12 protein-coding genes are annotated in these 15499 nt (G+C 38.4%); 9 read left to right on the top strand and 3 right to left on the bottom strand.

Going from position 1 to position 15499, the window contains the following annotated elements; all coding sequences use genetic code 11:
- Window position 1: 1 nt before the first annotated feature.
- From BUL40_RS10935 to BUL40_RS10925, 3 genes are all read left to right on the top strand, one after another.
- Complete coding sequence (locus BUL40_RS10935) at window positions 2–2287, top strand: alpha-amylase domain-containing protein (protein ID WP_080319301.1); 2286 nt, start codon at window positions 2–4, stop codon at window positions 2285–2287.
- Between the two features lie 164 nt (window positions 2288–2451).
- Window positions 2452–4389 carry a helix-turn-helix domain-containing protein gene (locus BUL40_RS10930; RefSeq protein WP_080319300.1) on the top strand — a complete coding sequence of 646 codons (1938 nt, stop codon included), beginning with the start codon at window positions 2452–2454 and terminating at the stop codon, window positions 4387–4389.
- Window positions 4390–4502: 113 nt separating this feature from the next.
- Entirely contained in the window at window positions 4503–6341 is a 1839-nt protein-coding gene (locus BUL40_RS10925) for a glycoside hydrolase family 13 protein (protein WP_080319299.1), read from the top strand.
- 7 nt (window positions 6342–6348) lie between these two features.
- Here BUL40_RS10925 and BUL40_RS10920 read toward each other — a convergent pair whose 3' ends face one another.
- On the bottom strand, window positions 6349–6870 hold the full coding sequence (locus BUL40_RS10920) for a DUF421 domain-containing protein (RefSeq protein WP_080319298.1): 522 nt from the start codon (window positions 6868–6870) through the stop codon (window positions 6349–6351).
- 248 nt (window positions 6871–7118) lie between these two features.
- Window positions 7119–8021 (bottom strand): helix-turn-helix domain-containing protein, encoded by a 903-nt coding sequence (locus BUL40_RS10915; protein WP_080319297.1) that lies wholly within the window; start codon window positions 8019–8021, stop codon window positions 7119–7121.
- 143 nt (window positions 8022–8164) lie between these two features.
- On the opposite strand from BUL40_RS10915, the gene BUL40_RS10910 reads away from it, so the two are divergent.
- The 6 genes from BUL40_RS10910 to BUL40_RS10885 all read left to right on the top strand — a co-directional run bounded on the left by BUL40_RS10910 (window position 8165) and on the right by BUL40_RS10885 (window position 14802).
- Window positions 8165–8947 carry a hypothetical protein gene (locus BUL40_RS10910; protein WP_080319296.1) on the top strand — a complete coding sequence of 261 codons (783 nt, stop codon included), beginning with the start codon at window positions 8165–8167 and terminating at the stop codon, window positions 8945–8947.
- A gap of 114 nt (window positions 8948–9061) precedes the next feature.
- A complete protein-coding gene (locus tag BUL40_RS10905) occupies window positions 9062–9559 on the top strand; it encodes a cupin domain-containing protein (protein WP_244901864.1) in 498 nt (165 codons plus the stop codon).
- A gap of 157 nt (window positions 9560–9716) precedes the next feature.
- Window positions 9717–10178, top strand: coding sequence for a (2Fe-2S)-binding protein (locus BUL40_RS10900; RefSeq protein WP_080319412.1), 462 nt, complete (start codon window positions 9717–9719; stop codon window positions 10176–10178).
- A 21-nt stretch (window positions 10179–10199) separates the two neighbouring features.
- Window positions 10200–12470: a xanthine dehydrogenase family protein molybdopterin-binding subunit gene (locus BUL40_RS10895; protein WP_080319295.1), complete on the top strand. Its 2271-nt coding sequence runs from the start codon at window positions 10200–10202 to the stop codon at window positions 12468–12470.
- A gap of 172 nt (window positions 12471–12642) precedes the next feature.
- Window positions 12643–13206, top strand: coding sequence for a type 1 glutamine amidotransferase domain-containing protein (locus BUL40_RS10890; protein WP_080319294.1), 564 nt, complete (start codon window positions 12643–12645; stop codon window positions 13204–13206).
- A 66-nt stretch (window positions 13207–13272) separates the two neighbouring features.
- A complete protein-coding gene (locus tag BUL40_RS10885; RefSeq protein ID WP_080319293.1) occupies window positions 13273–14802 on the top strand; it encodes a GH3 family domain-containing protein in 1530 nt (509 codons plus the stop codon).
- On the opposite strand, the gene BUL40_RS10880 is transcribed toward BUL40_RS10885, so the two are convergent.
- Window positions 14803–15432, bottom strand: coding sequence for a hypothetical protein (locus BUL40_RS10880; protein ID WP_080319292.1), 630 nt, complete (start codon window positions 15430–15432; stop codon window positions 14803–14805).
- Between the last annotated feature and the right edge of the window lie 67 nt (window positions 15433–15499).

Below are 15499 nucleotides of genomic sequence, written 5' to 3'. Positions count from 1 at the left end.
TATGAAAATCAAAAAATATATAAATCTAAGTCTGGCTGCGTTAACCTTTGTGTTCGCAGCTTGTACTAACGATGATTTTTCGCCCTTAAAAGTTAAAGAAGCTAACGATGCAGAAGATTTACCTTCTGGCTCGGCAGCTGGTAGAACAGATGCATTAGTACCGGGTAATGGTGTTATGATGCAAGCCTTTTATTGGGACGTTACCGAGGGCGGTATTTGGTGGAACAATGTAGAATCTAAACTAGACAGCTGGGCAGCCAACGGAATTGATGCCATTTGGATTCCGCCAATCTCTAAAGGTCAAAGTGGTGGTTTTTCTATGGGGTACGACCCGGCGGATTACTTCGATTTTGGTGACTTTCAACAGCATGGAACTGTAGAAACCCGTTTTGGTAATCGTGCAGAATTAGAAAATATGATTGGTACTGCGCACGAGAATAATATTGCGGTTATTGCAGACATTGTACTAAACCACAATTCTGGTGGACAGTTAGAGTATAACGAGTTTAGACAAATTGAAACCTATACCTTGTTTGAGCCAGCATCTGGTTTATTCAATAGAACTTGGTTAAACTACTTGCCTAATGCTGAAAATTTAAAGGATGAAGGCAGATTTGGTGGTTTTCCAGACTTGGATTTAAAGAATGACTATGTGCGCGATTGGTTATGGCAGTCCGAAGAATCGGTTGCCAATTACTACATGAATACGTTGAAAATTGACGGTTGGAGATTCGATTTTGTAAAAGGTTTTTCTCCAGATGTTGTTAAAGATTGGATAGCTACCGTGGGTGGTTATAGCGTAGGTGAAAATTTTGATGGTAATGTAGAAGGTGTAGTTGGTCCATGGGTAGAAGCCTCTGGTGCTAATGCCTTTGATTTTCCTAACTTCTTTAATATGCGCAATGCCTTTTTAAACGGTAATTTAAACGAGTTGGTTAAACCTAGCTTACTATCTACCATGCCAGAGAAAGCGGTAACTTTTGTGGGTAACCATGATACGGAAGCTAGAGATGGTAGTAATGAATTTCCAGATGCGTTTGAAACCCATGCTTATGCATATATTATGAGTGCTCCGGGATATCCTTGTGTATTTTATTCGCACTATGAGGATAGCGGTGAAGAGCAAAAAGCTAAAATCAACCAGTTAATTCAGATTCGTTCAGAATTAGCTGCTGGGGATTGGACAGTGAATCATGTTTCTAATCAAGAGTTTGTGGCTACTCGTGGTGGCGATGCAGAAAAACCAGGCTTGGTATTATATATTAACTTAAGTGGGGAAGAAGTATCCAGAGAAGTACAAACGCATTGGGCTAGTGCCAATATTAAGGATTACACAGAAGAATATTTGATTTTTGAACAATCAGATGCTAGTGGTTTGGTTACGTTAAAAGCCCCAGCCAACGGTTTTGCCATTTGGGCAGCTACAGAAGACGAACAGTTGGCTTTCCCAGAGGTATTATATGTTCCAGGAGGTTACCAAGGTTGGGACCCATCATCTGCTCCTGCCTTAAATGCGGTAGAATTACCAAACTTAGCCGGTACGTTTAGCGGTCACGTTCGTTTTACAGAAGCAAGTAACGAATTTAAGTTTACAGATGCTCCAAATTGGGATAATGGAATTTACGCAGATGCGGGAGATGGTACAACAGGTGTATTGGCTTCGCCTGGTAATAACATAGTTTTGGCAGGACCTCAAGATTATGAGATAAATGTTGACTTGGCCAATAATACCTGGTCTGCCAACACTTGGGCAATTATAGGTAGTGCCACGCCTAACGGTTGGGACGATCCAGATACGGATATGTCTTATGATTTTGATAGAAACGTTTGGACGGTAAGTACAACACTTGCAGATGGTGAATTAAAATTTCGAGCCAATAATGGATGGGATGTAAACCTAGGGGACACTGGCGCAGATGGTGTGTTGGATAATGGTGGTGATAATATTGCCGTAACTGCGGGTAGCTATCAAATAGATTTAGATGTGGCAAACAATTCATTTACCCTTGGTAATTGGGGTGTTATAGGTAGTGCTACGCCTAGTGGTTGGGATGCTGATACCAACATGATGTATGATACGGTTAACCAAGTCTGGACCATTACCTTGGATTTAGTGGCTGGTGAAATGAAATTTAGATTTAATGATGATTGGGCCGTTAATTTAGGAGATAATAACGGAGATGGTAGTGTAGAACAAGATGGAGCTAATATTGCCGTTGCCGCTGCTGGAAATTATACCATAACATTAGATTTATTCACAAATACTTTTACTATTACTGGAAATTGAGAGTTGTTTCGGTTTAGTTAATTTTTAATTATAGTTTGTGATGTAAAAGGGTTGTTCTTGTAACAACCCTTTTTTTATGGTTACACTAGATAAACCATTAGGTAAACTGTTTCTTATTCGTAGTTTTGTAGCAAATAATAACAGACTCAATCTTCACTATCTCAATGACTACTACTAGCTTACTGTTATCCAGTAAAAAAACGCATTGTCCGACCAAAAGAAAAGGATATAGCGTGTATAGGTATGTTGTTTTAATAGTACTCTTATTACAATCTATATTTTTAAAATTAAATGCGCAGACTACTTTTATAGTAGACTACGTTCCACCAGAGACCAACGTAAAAGATACGTTGTATTTAAGTGGCTCTTTTAACAATTGGAATCCGGCAGATAAAAATTATATTTTTCAATTACAAGAAAATGGTAATTACGTATTGGCTAACAAGCAATTCCATAATTCATCTTGGATTTCGTATAAAATAACACGTGGTAATTGGGAAACGGTGGAGGTTCAAAAAAATGGCCAACCACTAAACGTTAGAAAGCACTCTTTTACTAGTTCAAAACCAGAAACCGTAACACTTCAAGTTGCAGGTTGGGCAGACCAACTAAAGAAAGAAAAAACCAATAAAATAGTTTTACAGGTGGTAGACTTGCCTAATAATACGCCACCAAATACTTCTCTTTTTGTTTGTGGTAATTTTAATGGATGGGTACCAGGTGATGAACGCTATAAATTACAGGACATAGGTAATGGCATTCATCAAATTTCTATTCCGGTGTATGGCAATAGAATAGAGTATAAATATACAAGGGGAAATTGGTTAACCGTGGAAGGTAACAGCTATGGAAGACCAAGGCCTAACAGGGTTTTAGATGTGAATATCTTGAGTACTAAAACCCTAATTAAGGATAGTATAGCCTTTTGGGAAGACCAATCTTACGGTATTTTTAATCCGTACACATTGGTTTTGGTTTTAACGGCCTTACAGGGTTTCTTTCTCATTTTTATTATAAACTCAAATCAAAACAATAATAAATGGGCCAACCAAGCACTTAGTATACTAATTTTTGTTATCTCTTTTACCCTCATTGCTAGGGTGGTTATTTATGACCGTGTTATTTATACCAATTACCCTAAGCTATCCTTGTTAACGGATTTGGTGTTTTTTCTATATGCTCCAACATTGCTTATTTATATTAAAAGATTACTGCATCACGCAAAAAAATCAATTTGGCAGTATTGGCCACATTTTCTACCGTTTTTACTGCAATGTATCGTTTACGTAACGTTCTTTTTTAAACCTACCCACACCTTTATAGAACAGAATTTGTTTCAGTCAATGGATTCGCCTCCATATGCTGTGTATGAAGTTATAGTGGTTCTAGCTTTGGCTTTCAATATTTGGTATTGGTTTAAAATTAACGGTATAGTAAACAGGTATTTTAAAAATATAGAACACAATTATTCTACGGACCAAAACCTAAAATATCTAAATACCATATTAATAATTTTGGGTATTTGCCTTCTCTTGTGGACGGTAATTATAACGGTAGATGTGTATGCTACTTTTACAGAGCAACCAGCCAATTTTCTAATTAATTTTTTAATTGATGGTATTTGGATTGTGTTTTCTGTGGTAGTTTTTTTCTTGGGATATTTTGCAATAAAGCAACCACAAATATTTAGGATGCCAGAACCAGAGGAAGAAATAGAAGAACCTAAAATAGAAAAACCAGTTCTTGAAACGGAAGAGTTAGCGCAATTAAAGACCAATTTACACCAGATAATGACCCAAGAGCAGGTGTATTTAAATCCACAATTAAGCTTGCCAGAGCTGGCCGAAAAGATGAACACCAACGTACATACTTTATCAAGGGCAATAAATGCTGGTTTTAATAAAAACTTTAGAGATTTTGTAAATCAATATCGAATACAAGATTTTATAAATAGGGCACAAGACGAAAAATATAAAAATCAGACTTTCTTGGCTATTGCCTTGGCCGTAGGTTTTAATTCCAAATCCTCTTTTAACCGTTCATTTAAAAAGGTAACGGACAAGTCGCCCCGCGAATATTTTAATCAATTAAATCAAGACTAGTATTAGCCTCTTAATTGGTCTCATTTTATAGCTTTTAATTCCCAATTTATAATTTAAGACGATACTCCCCTCATTTCGTCCTACTTTAGTTTTAACTGAATAAAACTAAAACAATGAGGATTGCAATTACACTAGTTATGATCATGGTGTTAAACCTAACACCATTGTTGGGCCAAAATACCATAGAACGGGTTGAACCGCCCAATTGGTGGGTGGGTATGGAATATAATTCGATAGAATTATTGATTTATGGAAAAGACATTGCGGCCAACGATGTAAGACTAAAAACTTATGAAAACGTACAATTACAAAGCGTTAAAAAAGCAGCCAACCCCAATTACCTATTTGTAACCATTGCAATAGGTGAACAGGCCCAACCGGGTAATTTACAATTAGACTTCCACAAAAATGGTACTTCGACATTCATTCATGAATATGAGCTAAAAGCACGTGAAAACAACCGTAAAAACATAGCCGGTTTTAATAGTACTGATGCTATTTACTTAATAACGCCAGACCGTTTTGTGAATGGAGACCCAGACAACGACGCTGTTGCGGGCATGCTAGAAAAACCCAACCGAAAAGATAAAGGAGGTAGACACGGCGGGGATGTGCAAGGTATTGTTAATAGTTTAGATGCGATTAAGGATATGGGATTTACCGCCATTTGGACCAATCCTATTCTAGAAAACAACATGCCTAGCTATAGCTACCATGGGTATGCCATTACAGATTTCTATAAAGTAGACCCACGTTACGGAAGCAACGAATCTTATAAGAAGATGGTAGAAAAAGCTTCTGATAAAGGAATGAAGGTAATTATGGATATGATTGCCAACCACTGTGGTTTGGAACATTGGTGGATGAAAGATTTACCATCGGAAGATTGGATCAACCAATGGGATACCTACACCCAAACCAATCACAAAAAGACGGTAGTGTTAGACCCCTATGCTACTAAAAAGGACACCAAAGAATTTTTTGATGGCTGGTTTGTGCCCACCATGCCAGATTTAAATCAGCGTAATGCGTCTATGGCCAACTATTTAATACAAAACACCTTGTGGTGGATAGAATATTCTGGTATTGCCGGAATCCGTATGGATACCTATCCGTATCCAGATATGTATTTTATGCGAGATTGGACGGCTGCTGTGATGAAAGAATATCCAAATTTTAATATAGTTGGGGAAGAGTGGGTGCTCCGCCCAACTATTGTATCGTATTGGCAAAAAGGCAAGGAGAATACCAATGGCTATACTTCTGAATTAAAAAGTGTGATGGATTTTCCAATACAACACGCCTTGAGTACCTCTTTAAACGACGCCGGTTCTTGGAATGCGGTTTATGAGGAGTTGGGCCAAGATTATTTATATCCAGATCCAAAAAACTTGGTGGTTTTTCCAGATAATCATGATATGAGCCGTATTTACACCCAACTAAATGAAGATGCAGATTTGGTAAAATTGGCATTGACGTATGTTGCTACCGTTCGCGGTATACCTCAAATTTATTATGGTACGGAAATACTAATGGGCAATAAGGGTACCGAAGACCATGGCATTATTAGAACGGATTATCCTGGCGGATGGGCAAAAGATAAAGTAAATGCCTTCACCGGAGACGGACTCACAAAAGAACAGAAAGACGCAAAAGCTTATTTGAGCAAGTTATTTAATTGGCGAAAAAATGTTGAGGTTATCCACAACGGAAAGCTTATACATTTTGCGCCAAAGGATAATATTTATGTTTATTTTAGGTACAATGAGCACCAAAAGGTAATGGTTATTTTAAATAAAGATGCGAATGCCAAGCTATTGGATGTTGTTGAATATAAAGAAGTATTAAAAGGTAGTGTAAGTGGTAAAGATGTGCTAACCGGTAAACAATTTAAGAATGCCAATACAATTAATGTACCTGCAAAAACGGCCATGATTATAGAGATAGACTAATTTATGTTTACCTTTTTACACCGTCTAAAATCCAGTCTTGTACTGGATTTTCTTGGTTTTTATGCAAGACGGAAACATCACCGGTAGATTCAAATATTACTGCTTTTACTTGGTTTAAGTGGGTAACGTTGGCTTCTCTTAGTTTTGCTTTTAAATCGCTCTCCGTAACTTTTGCTTTTTTCAAGTTAGAATAATTAATGTTGCTACCATCCATAAGAAGTAAAGGCTTATTATCTGTCCATTTTTGTATAAATGGATGCTCTCTTAAATGAGCTACGAGTAGTTGTAATAAATATATAGTAGTTAAACCTATAGTACCTTCTGTAAAATTCACTTTTTTAGGTAATATGGTAGATGCTATTACCGAACCAATTGCAATGGTCATGGCAAAATCAAAACTGGACATTTTGGAAAAACTTCGTTTACCCACCAAACGTGTAAGTACAATTATGGACAAATAAATACCTATACTCGTTATAACGATTATTAAGGCAGTTTCCCAAGTTGTACTTAACAATTTAGATAGCATAATTAAATCAGTAATTTAAGATAGAAAGAAATAGTAACAGGGCACCTAGTATTAGCACCACAAATACCATATTGGTTAAAACCTTATTACAATTTTTACCCTTCATTATTTACGAATAGTTTTTTTGTTGCCTTATGGGATTCATAGGCAATAATCATAAAATTGAAATTAAGTTTTTCTACTGGTAATCTTTAACTTAAAGTATATGTTGATTAACGCTATTAATGAAATCTAATAGAATAAGAATATTAATTTAACTGCCTAAATTCCTTAGGCGAATGCCCCACTTGCTTTTTAAAAAGTCGGCTAAAATGTTGTGGGTATTTAAAGCCCAGTTCATAAGCAATTTCACTAACGGATTTATTAGGATTAAACACTTTGCTTTTAGCTACATCTATAAGTTTGGTCTGTATGTATTCTTGGGCAGAGTTACCCGTTTCTTTTTTAACCAAATCCCCAAAATAGTTGGACGATAAATTTAACTGGTCCGCAAAATAACCCACGGAGGGTAAACCATATTTTTGGGGCTTTTCAGAATTTAAATAATCGTTCAATAAACTATCGAACTTTTGTAAGGCACTTTGATGCGGAATTTCCCGGGTCAAGAACTGTCGGTCGTAAAAACGAAGGGAATAATCCAACAGCAATTCAATATTGCTAACAATCAATTTTTTACTGTGCTTATCCAGGTTCTGTTCCAACTCAAACTGAATCTTGTCCAAAACGCTCAAGACCAACCCCTGTTCCCGTTCAGATAAATGCAAGGCTTCCTTAACCCCATATGAAAAGTATTTGTAGCTCTTCATCTTGCGGTCCAAGTCTGAGCCCAATAATAAATCTGGATGAAAAATTAGTGCATACCCTTTGGGTACGTAATTGGGGTCATAGCTAATTCCGGCCTGTTGTCCGGGCGCTAGAAACACCATGGAACCTTCGTCAAAATCATATACTCCACCCCCGTATTTTAGCTTGCAATTTTTGGCCATTTTTAGAAAAATGGCATAACAATCAAAGTGTAATCCGTCAAAAGAATAATCTGGGTAGGCCGTGGTTTTCTCGTAATCTAAAATTCCCACCAAAGGATGTGTAGGTTTCGTATTTCGCCATGCAAAATAATCAGCAACAGATTTAATGTGGTAAATGTTTTCCATGCTTTTCTAAGCTTAATAGCTTAAAGGTAAACATTTGCCTATCAAGTAAAACCAAATCCGTAATAATGGTATAAACATCCGTAATCTGGGTAGTACTTGCTCTTATTTAGTTGGTTAGTTTTGGTTTAAATTGAAAAAAGCACATGAAACCTTTTCATTTTAAGCAATTTATAGCTGTATTTATTTTTGTGGTCACTGCTGCAAATGCCCAAGAAGAAGAACAAAAATTTCTGGATGATTTTAGGGGAACGGCCAGCGTAACCCATAACGGAATTTCGTTGGTGCCTTCTTTTTCGTTGGGTGATCCGGCGTTGTTGTTCGACTTGAAGTTTACCAAAGGACGGGTAAGTTTTGAGCCCGATATGCGCTTTGCATTGGAAGGTAAACCGTGGTCTTTTTTATTTTGGTTTCGCTACAAGGCAATTCAGAAAGAAAAATTCTCCTTGCGGGTCGGGGCGCATCCAGCCTTAAATTTTAGAACCATAAGCATAATGCGTAATGGCGTTCAAGAAAATATATTAGAATCTCGTCGCTATGTAGCTGCAGAGGTGGTACCCACCTATAAGTTAGGCAAGAATATAGGTATTGGTTTGTATTATTTGCACGGTCGTGGGTTTGATGATGGTGTAAAACAGACCAATTTTGTGGTGTTCAATTCCTACTTTAATAACATAGGTATAGCAAAAGACTATTACCTAAATATATCACCACAAGCCTATTATTTACGTATGGACACCATAGATGGGGTATATGTGGTTGGTTTTATCACCCTCGCAAAAAAGAATTTCCCCCTTTCCATTTCGTCCATTTTAAACAAAGCCATAGACACCCAAATTGTTCCCGAAGACGATTTTACATGGAACATCTCCCTAAACTACAGTTTTGGAAGTACCAATAGAAAAGCGAACAAAAAACGAAAAATATGAAAGACTCTAAACAAACAAATGAAGGTAGAAGGGATTTTGAAACGGCTTTGGTAGATAGGTAATACAATTTACTATAGGGATAATCTGTAATTTTAAATATAAAATCAAAATACAATGGAAACTACAAATAACAATTTTAGAAAATTTACAATGCAAATACTAGGTCTTATCTGTTATACCACGGGTGTCTTTGCCCAAAAAACAGATTATGCCATATCTTCTTACCAAACCGAAGGAGTAAAAGCACCCAACACCCATTATATAGGGGAAGCTTGGTTAAACCCGTTGCTGCGGGCAGATGATGATTTGGACTACAACATTACCAAAGCTACGTTTAAAGCCAATTCAACATTGGATTGGCACAAACATGAGTCGGTTCAAGTATTGATTATTGTGGATGGGGTAGGGTATTACCAAGAAAAAGGAAAAGAAGCGGTACTGGTAAAAGAAGGAGATGTTATTAGGTGCGAAAAGAATACGGAACATTGGCATTCCTCATCCAAGCATAAAGATGTAACCTATTTGGCCATTTATGGCGGAGAAACCCCTACGGTTTGGACCGAAGTAGTAAGCCAAGCATATTATGATAAGGTGGCAGAACGGTTAAACTAATTAATGATTGAACCATTACGCAGTTTACGGGTATTTTAGTTGCCAATAACTGTAAAGGTTCAATTATGAAGATTTAACAGAATAACAATGGGAGAATCAATAATTTAGAATGCATCCAAAAGGATATTTCAGTACCTTCAAACAAACACGCAAAACAATGGCAACATTCAATCTAAAAATCAACGGAAAAACCCAAACGGTAGACGTAGATGGGGCTACACCCATGCTCTGGGTGTTACGAGACCACTTGCAAATGGTAGGGACCAAATTTGGTTGTGGTATCGCTCAATGTGGGGCCTGCACGGTTCATTTAGGCGATAATGCGGTTCGCTCTTGCCAACTGCCTGTATCGGCCGTAGGGGAACAAGAAATTACGACCATAGAAGGATTGTCCGAACATGGCGACCATCCAGTGCAAAAAGCTTGGCTAGAAGTTGATGTGCCACAATGTGGGTACTGCCAGGCAGGGCAAATAATGACCGCTTCTGCCTTATTGAAGCATAATCCTAACCCTACGGACGATGAGATTGCCAATGCCATGCACGGAAATATTTGCCGTTGTGGTACGTATACACGAATTAAAAAGGCCGTGAAATTAGCTGCTGAAAACAATTCATAATTCACCCTAAAACGAGAAAAGATGACACTAGTAAAATCAACATTGGGCCGTAGGGCCTTTATCAGAAATACCGGTTTGGCCGGGGGTGGATTGGTTTTAGGATTCAGTTTTTTCAATTCCTGTAAGCCTAAAGTTGCCGAGGCTGTTGGCATGGAATTGGAAATGCCCAAAGAGTGGTTCGAAATTAATGGGTATCTAAAGATAGGGGATAATGGCGTGGTCACCATCATGTCTCCAAATCCCGAAATAGGGCAGAACGTACGAACGTCTATGCCCATGATCGTTGCGGACGAACTGGAGATAGATTGGAAAAACGTGGTGGTAGAACAAGCACCTTTAAACACCAATTTATACAGCTGGCAGGTAGCCGGTGGTAGTAGGTCTATTAGTAGCTCTTGGCAAAATTTGCGTATGGCAGGTGCAACGGCCCGCCAAATGTTAAAAGAGGCTGCCGCAAAGGCATGGCAAGTACCTGCAAGTGAGATAACCGCTATTGCAGGTGTTTTGTCCCATGAGGCTAGTGGTAAAACGGCGGGTTATGGCGATATGGCCTCCACTGCAGCCCAATTAGAGGTGCCGGAGCAAGTGGAACTCAAGGAGATTACCGATTTCTCCATAATTGGCACCACTCGAAAAAATGTAGATGGAAAAAAAATAGTGACCGGAAAACCTTTGTTTGGTCTAGATGTTCAGCGAGAGGGAATGTTGATTGCCGGTTTGGTGCATCCGCCAGCATTTGGAAAAAGGCTCAAGTCTTTTAATGCAGATGCTGCTATGGGAATGCCGGGTATTAAGGAGGTATTTTCCCTAAAATTATATGAAGACGATTTTGATAAAATGGCGTTCCATTTTACGGCGTTTAATGAAGTATTGGTGGTAGTGGGCGAATCTACATGGCAGGTATTTCAGGCAAAAAAAGCTATTGAAGTGGATTGGGAAGACGCTCCTGATGTTACCCAAAAAATGTCTCTGTTCGGTAATCAAATGGAAGTGAAACACCCTGCTGGAATGGAAAATTCTGAGGGGCACATGTCCAAATTGAAGGAATTGATAGCGCGTAATGCTAAAGTGGCCCGCAAAGATGGTAATCCTGAAAAGGCATTTAAAAATGCGGCCAAAATTGTGGAACGCAGCTATAGTTGCCCTTTTTTGGCACACAATACCATGGAACCAATGAACTTTTTTGCCCATGTAACGGAAGACCATGCAGAATTGTTGGGACCTACCCAGACCCCGGAATGGATGGAACCTGCCGTGGCAGAACGTTTGGGCCTACCCTTAGAAAAAGTGGATATACAAATGACGCGTCAAGGAGGTGGATTTGGGCGTAGGCTTTACGGACATTTTATGGTAGAAGTGGCCGCCATTTCTCAACGGATGAAAGCGCCGGTTAAATTGGTGTACACCCGTGAAGATGATATGACCCAAGGAATTTATCGTCCAGCGTATTATGCCACTTATCGGGCGGCCTTGGATGCAGAGAACAACCTAATTGGTTTTCACGTAAGGGCCGGAGGCATCCCAGAAAGTCCTTTGTTTGCCAACCGCTTTCCGGCTGGTGCCATTGATAATTATCTGGCAGAAGATTTTACAGTAGATACCAACATCACTACAGGGGCCTTTAGGGCGCCGCGCTCCAATTTCATTGCAGGAGCAGAACAATCGTTTCTTGATGAACTGGCAGAGGAGATGGGAAAAGACCCTATTGATTTTAGATTGGAACTCCTCAAACGTGCAGAGGAGAATCCTGTTGGTAACCCAGAATCCAATGATTATGATGCTTCGCGTTATGCAGGGGTATTGGAGTTGATACGGGAAAAGACTAATTGGGGTCAAAATCAAGAAGGAATTCACCGTGGGGTATCCGCTTATTTCTGTCATCAAAGTTATGTAGCCCAGGTATTGGATATTGTAATGGAAGGCGATAAGCCGGTGGTAGAAAAAGTTACGGCGGCAATTGATTGTGGCATTGTGGTAAACCCCGGTGCAGCGGCCAACCTATCTGAAGGAGGGGCCGTAGATGGTATTGGGCATGCTATGTATAGTGGATTAACTTTTAAGGATGGTTCTGCGGAACAAACTAATTTTGATAGGTACCGCCTAATTCGCCATGCAGAAGCACCTAAAGCTATAGAAACGCATTTTGTAAAGAACGATATAGACCCAACTGGAATGGGCGAACCGCCTTTTCCTCCAATTATGGGCGCCTTGGCCAACGCTTTGTACAAGGCAACCGGTAGACGCTATTACCATCAACCTTTTATAACGGATAGGCCACCTTTGGTGGGATAAAAATTAAGTAGATAAGCCCATGCTTAAAAGTAAGGGCTTACGGCTATAAAGGCATCTAAATTTTGACCAACGGCTTTTAGCTTGCTATTTCTTTTAAGTCAACCTAAAAATTGATAGAACAAAACAAACCCTAAGTTCTTTGCTAGTTTTGAGAAAAATAAAAACAAGCTATATGAATTTAGAGAATAAAAAAGTAGCAATTTTAGTTACACACGGATTTGAAAAATCAGAACTTTTTGAACCTTATAATGCCCTTAAGGAAGAAGGCGCAACCGTAGATATCATATCCTATCACGAAGGCGAAATAAAAAGTTGGGACGGCGACAATTGGGGCGAATCTATCCAAGTAGATAAGCTAATCAAAGACGTTAAGGCAGAAGATTACCATACTTTGGTATTACCTGGGGGCGTGGCCAATCCGGACAGCATGCGTACAAACGAAGATGCCTTAACATTTATAAAAGACTTTTTTAAATTAAGCAAACCAGTGGCGGCCATATGCCACGCACCATGGTTGTTAATTAGTGCTGGCGTAATAGAAAATAGAAAAGTAACTTCTTACAAAAGTATAAAGGATGATGTAATTAATGCAGGAGCTGAGTGGGTAGATGAACCGGTAGTAGTAGACGAAGGTTTGACCACAAGTAGAAATCCAGACGATTTACCTCAATTTATAAGTAAGGTAATAGAAGAATTAAAAGAAGGAAAGCACGAAGGACAGGTAGTAAATGCCTAGTATTTAAAACATATTCATAATAATAAGGCAAGGTAGCTACCTTGCCTTTTTTAAGTTAAAACCAGCATGGCAATTTTAGGTAATATAATCAAAGGTGTAATAGAGGTTGGTGGTAAATTAAGACCAGAAAGCAACCCGGTAGAAGAACAAAAAGCTGTTTTACATGAGCTGTTAGATACAGCAAAAGACACCTTATTTGGACAACATTATGGATTTGAGTCTATTTTAGCCTCAGATTCTCCAACCCAAACGTACAGGGAAAGAATCCCTTTTCATGATTATAATAAAATGGCTAGTGAATGGTGGGAAGATATAGTTGCCGGTAAACCAGATATTACTTGGCCAGGAAGCCCAGATTATTTTGCCTTGAGTTCTGGAACTACCGGTAAAAAAAGTAAGCGTATACCAGTTACGGACCAAATGGTGAAAGCTATTAAAAGTGCAGGGATTTCACAGGTAATGGCACTGCATAATTTTGATTTACCAGCAGATTTTTTTGAAAAGGAAATTATGATGCTAGGTAGTTCTACAGACCTCAATAAAAGGGGAGGTCATTTAGAAGGTGAGATTAGTGGTATTAGTGCCAGTAATATACCTTTTTGGTTTAAGGGGTATTATAAACCTGGGGAAGAAATTGCCCAGATAGATGAATGGGACCAGCGCGTGCTACAGATTGCCAAGGAAGCCAAGAATTGGGATATTGGTGCTTTGAGTGGTATACCCTCTTGGATGGAATTGATGTTAGAAAAGGTAATTGAATACCATGGCGTAAACAACATTCATGAAATATGGCCAAATTTACAAGTTTATACATCTGGAGGCGTTGCATTTGACCCCTATCAAAAAAGTTTTAATGCGTTGTTGGGTAAGCCCATTCAAATTATAGACACCTATTTGGCTTCTGAAGGCTTTATTGCCTGCCAAGTAAGGCCAGAAACTACTGCTATGAAACTGATTACCAATAATGGTATTTATTTTGAATTTGTTCCGTTTAAACCAGAATACATTAACACAGATGGTTCTTTGGTACAAGATGCTCCTAGTTTGGGATTAGATGAAGTTGAAACAGGGGAGGACTACGTACTAATAATTTCTACCGTTTCTGGAGCATGGCGATATATTATTGGTGATACCATAGAATTTACAGATGTTGCTAGGGCAGAGATAAAAATTACCGGTAGAACCAAGTTTTTCTTAAATACAGTAGGTTCTCAATTATCGGTTAATAAAATGAATGATGCCGTGCAGCATTTAGAAGAAGATTTGGGTATAAAAATTCCAGAATTTACCTTGTGTGCAAAGCGGTACGATGATGGTTTCTACCATACCTGGTATTTGGGCAGCGATGCTAAGCCCAATACGGAACAAGCGGCCAAGAGCTTAGATGCGTTTTTAAAAGACGCCAATAAAAATTACCGGGTGGCCCGTACTAAGGCCTTAGAGGGTGTAAAAACACATTTTGTGCCACAAAAAGCATTTGCAGAATGGAGTGGGGCCAATAAAAAGAAAGGTGGACAGGTTAAGATGGAACGGGTTATGGGAGAGGAAAAGTTTGCCGAGTGGGAAAACTTTTTGGCCGAAAACAATTTTAAGTAATTAATCTTTGCCCAACTCCTTTACCAATTCCCTTATTTCTTCCGGACTAAGGTAATATTGCTTTATTCTGTTTTTATACACTTGGTCAATTGCTGCATTATTTAATATAAAATCTTTGGTTTTTAATATGTAGGGTGCCATTCCATTGGCTACCGCCAAAGAATCTGCACTGCGTTCTGCCGATTTTACATGTTCTTTAAACAATACATACCGTATTCCAAACACAATCATTTGCCAATTGTTCTTTTCTTGATAGTCCATTACATGACCCAACTCATGGCCTAACCAACCTATTAAAACGTCTTTGGGAACGTCTGTGGTTTTAAATTTTTGATTGTTGATTTTAAATTTCTCACTTATTAAAATCACATAGGCTCTTTTACTACGTGGTCTAAATAAACTTGAAAATGTGGGCTGGGCCATCATTACAGATTTCTTAATGTTTTTCTTGAATTTAAATTCAATGGGTATATCCTTTAAATCCTTAAAATAGGAGAGTGCAATGCCAGTCTCTTCTTGTATCTCTTTTGGAATAGTTCTTAAGGGAGTTTTCAAATTAAAATAGAGTATTAGTAAACCTAGACTTAAACAAGATAGCCAGGTAAATTTCTTTATATAGCGCCTTTTCATCAATTTAAGTTACAAACAAAAAACTCTGGTCTTAGACCAGAGTTTTTTCATAGCAATTTTTATTAAT

The organism is Croceivirga radicis (assembly GCF_002072105.2).
In the GTDB taxonomy this organism is placed as follows: domain Bacteria; phylum Bacteroidota; class Bacteroidia; order Flavobacteriales; family Flavobacteriaceae; genus Croceivirga; species Croceivirga radicis.
This window is presented reverse-complemented; position numbering and strand designations above follow the sequence as displayed.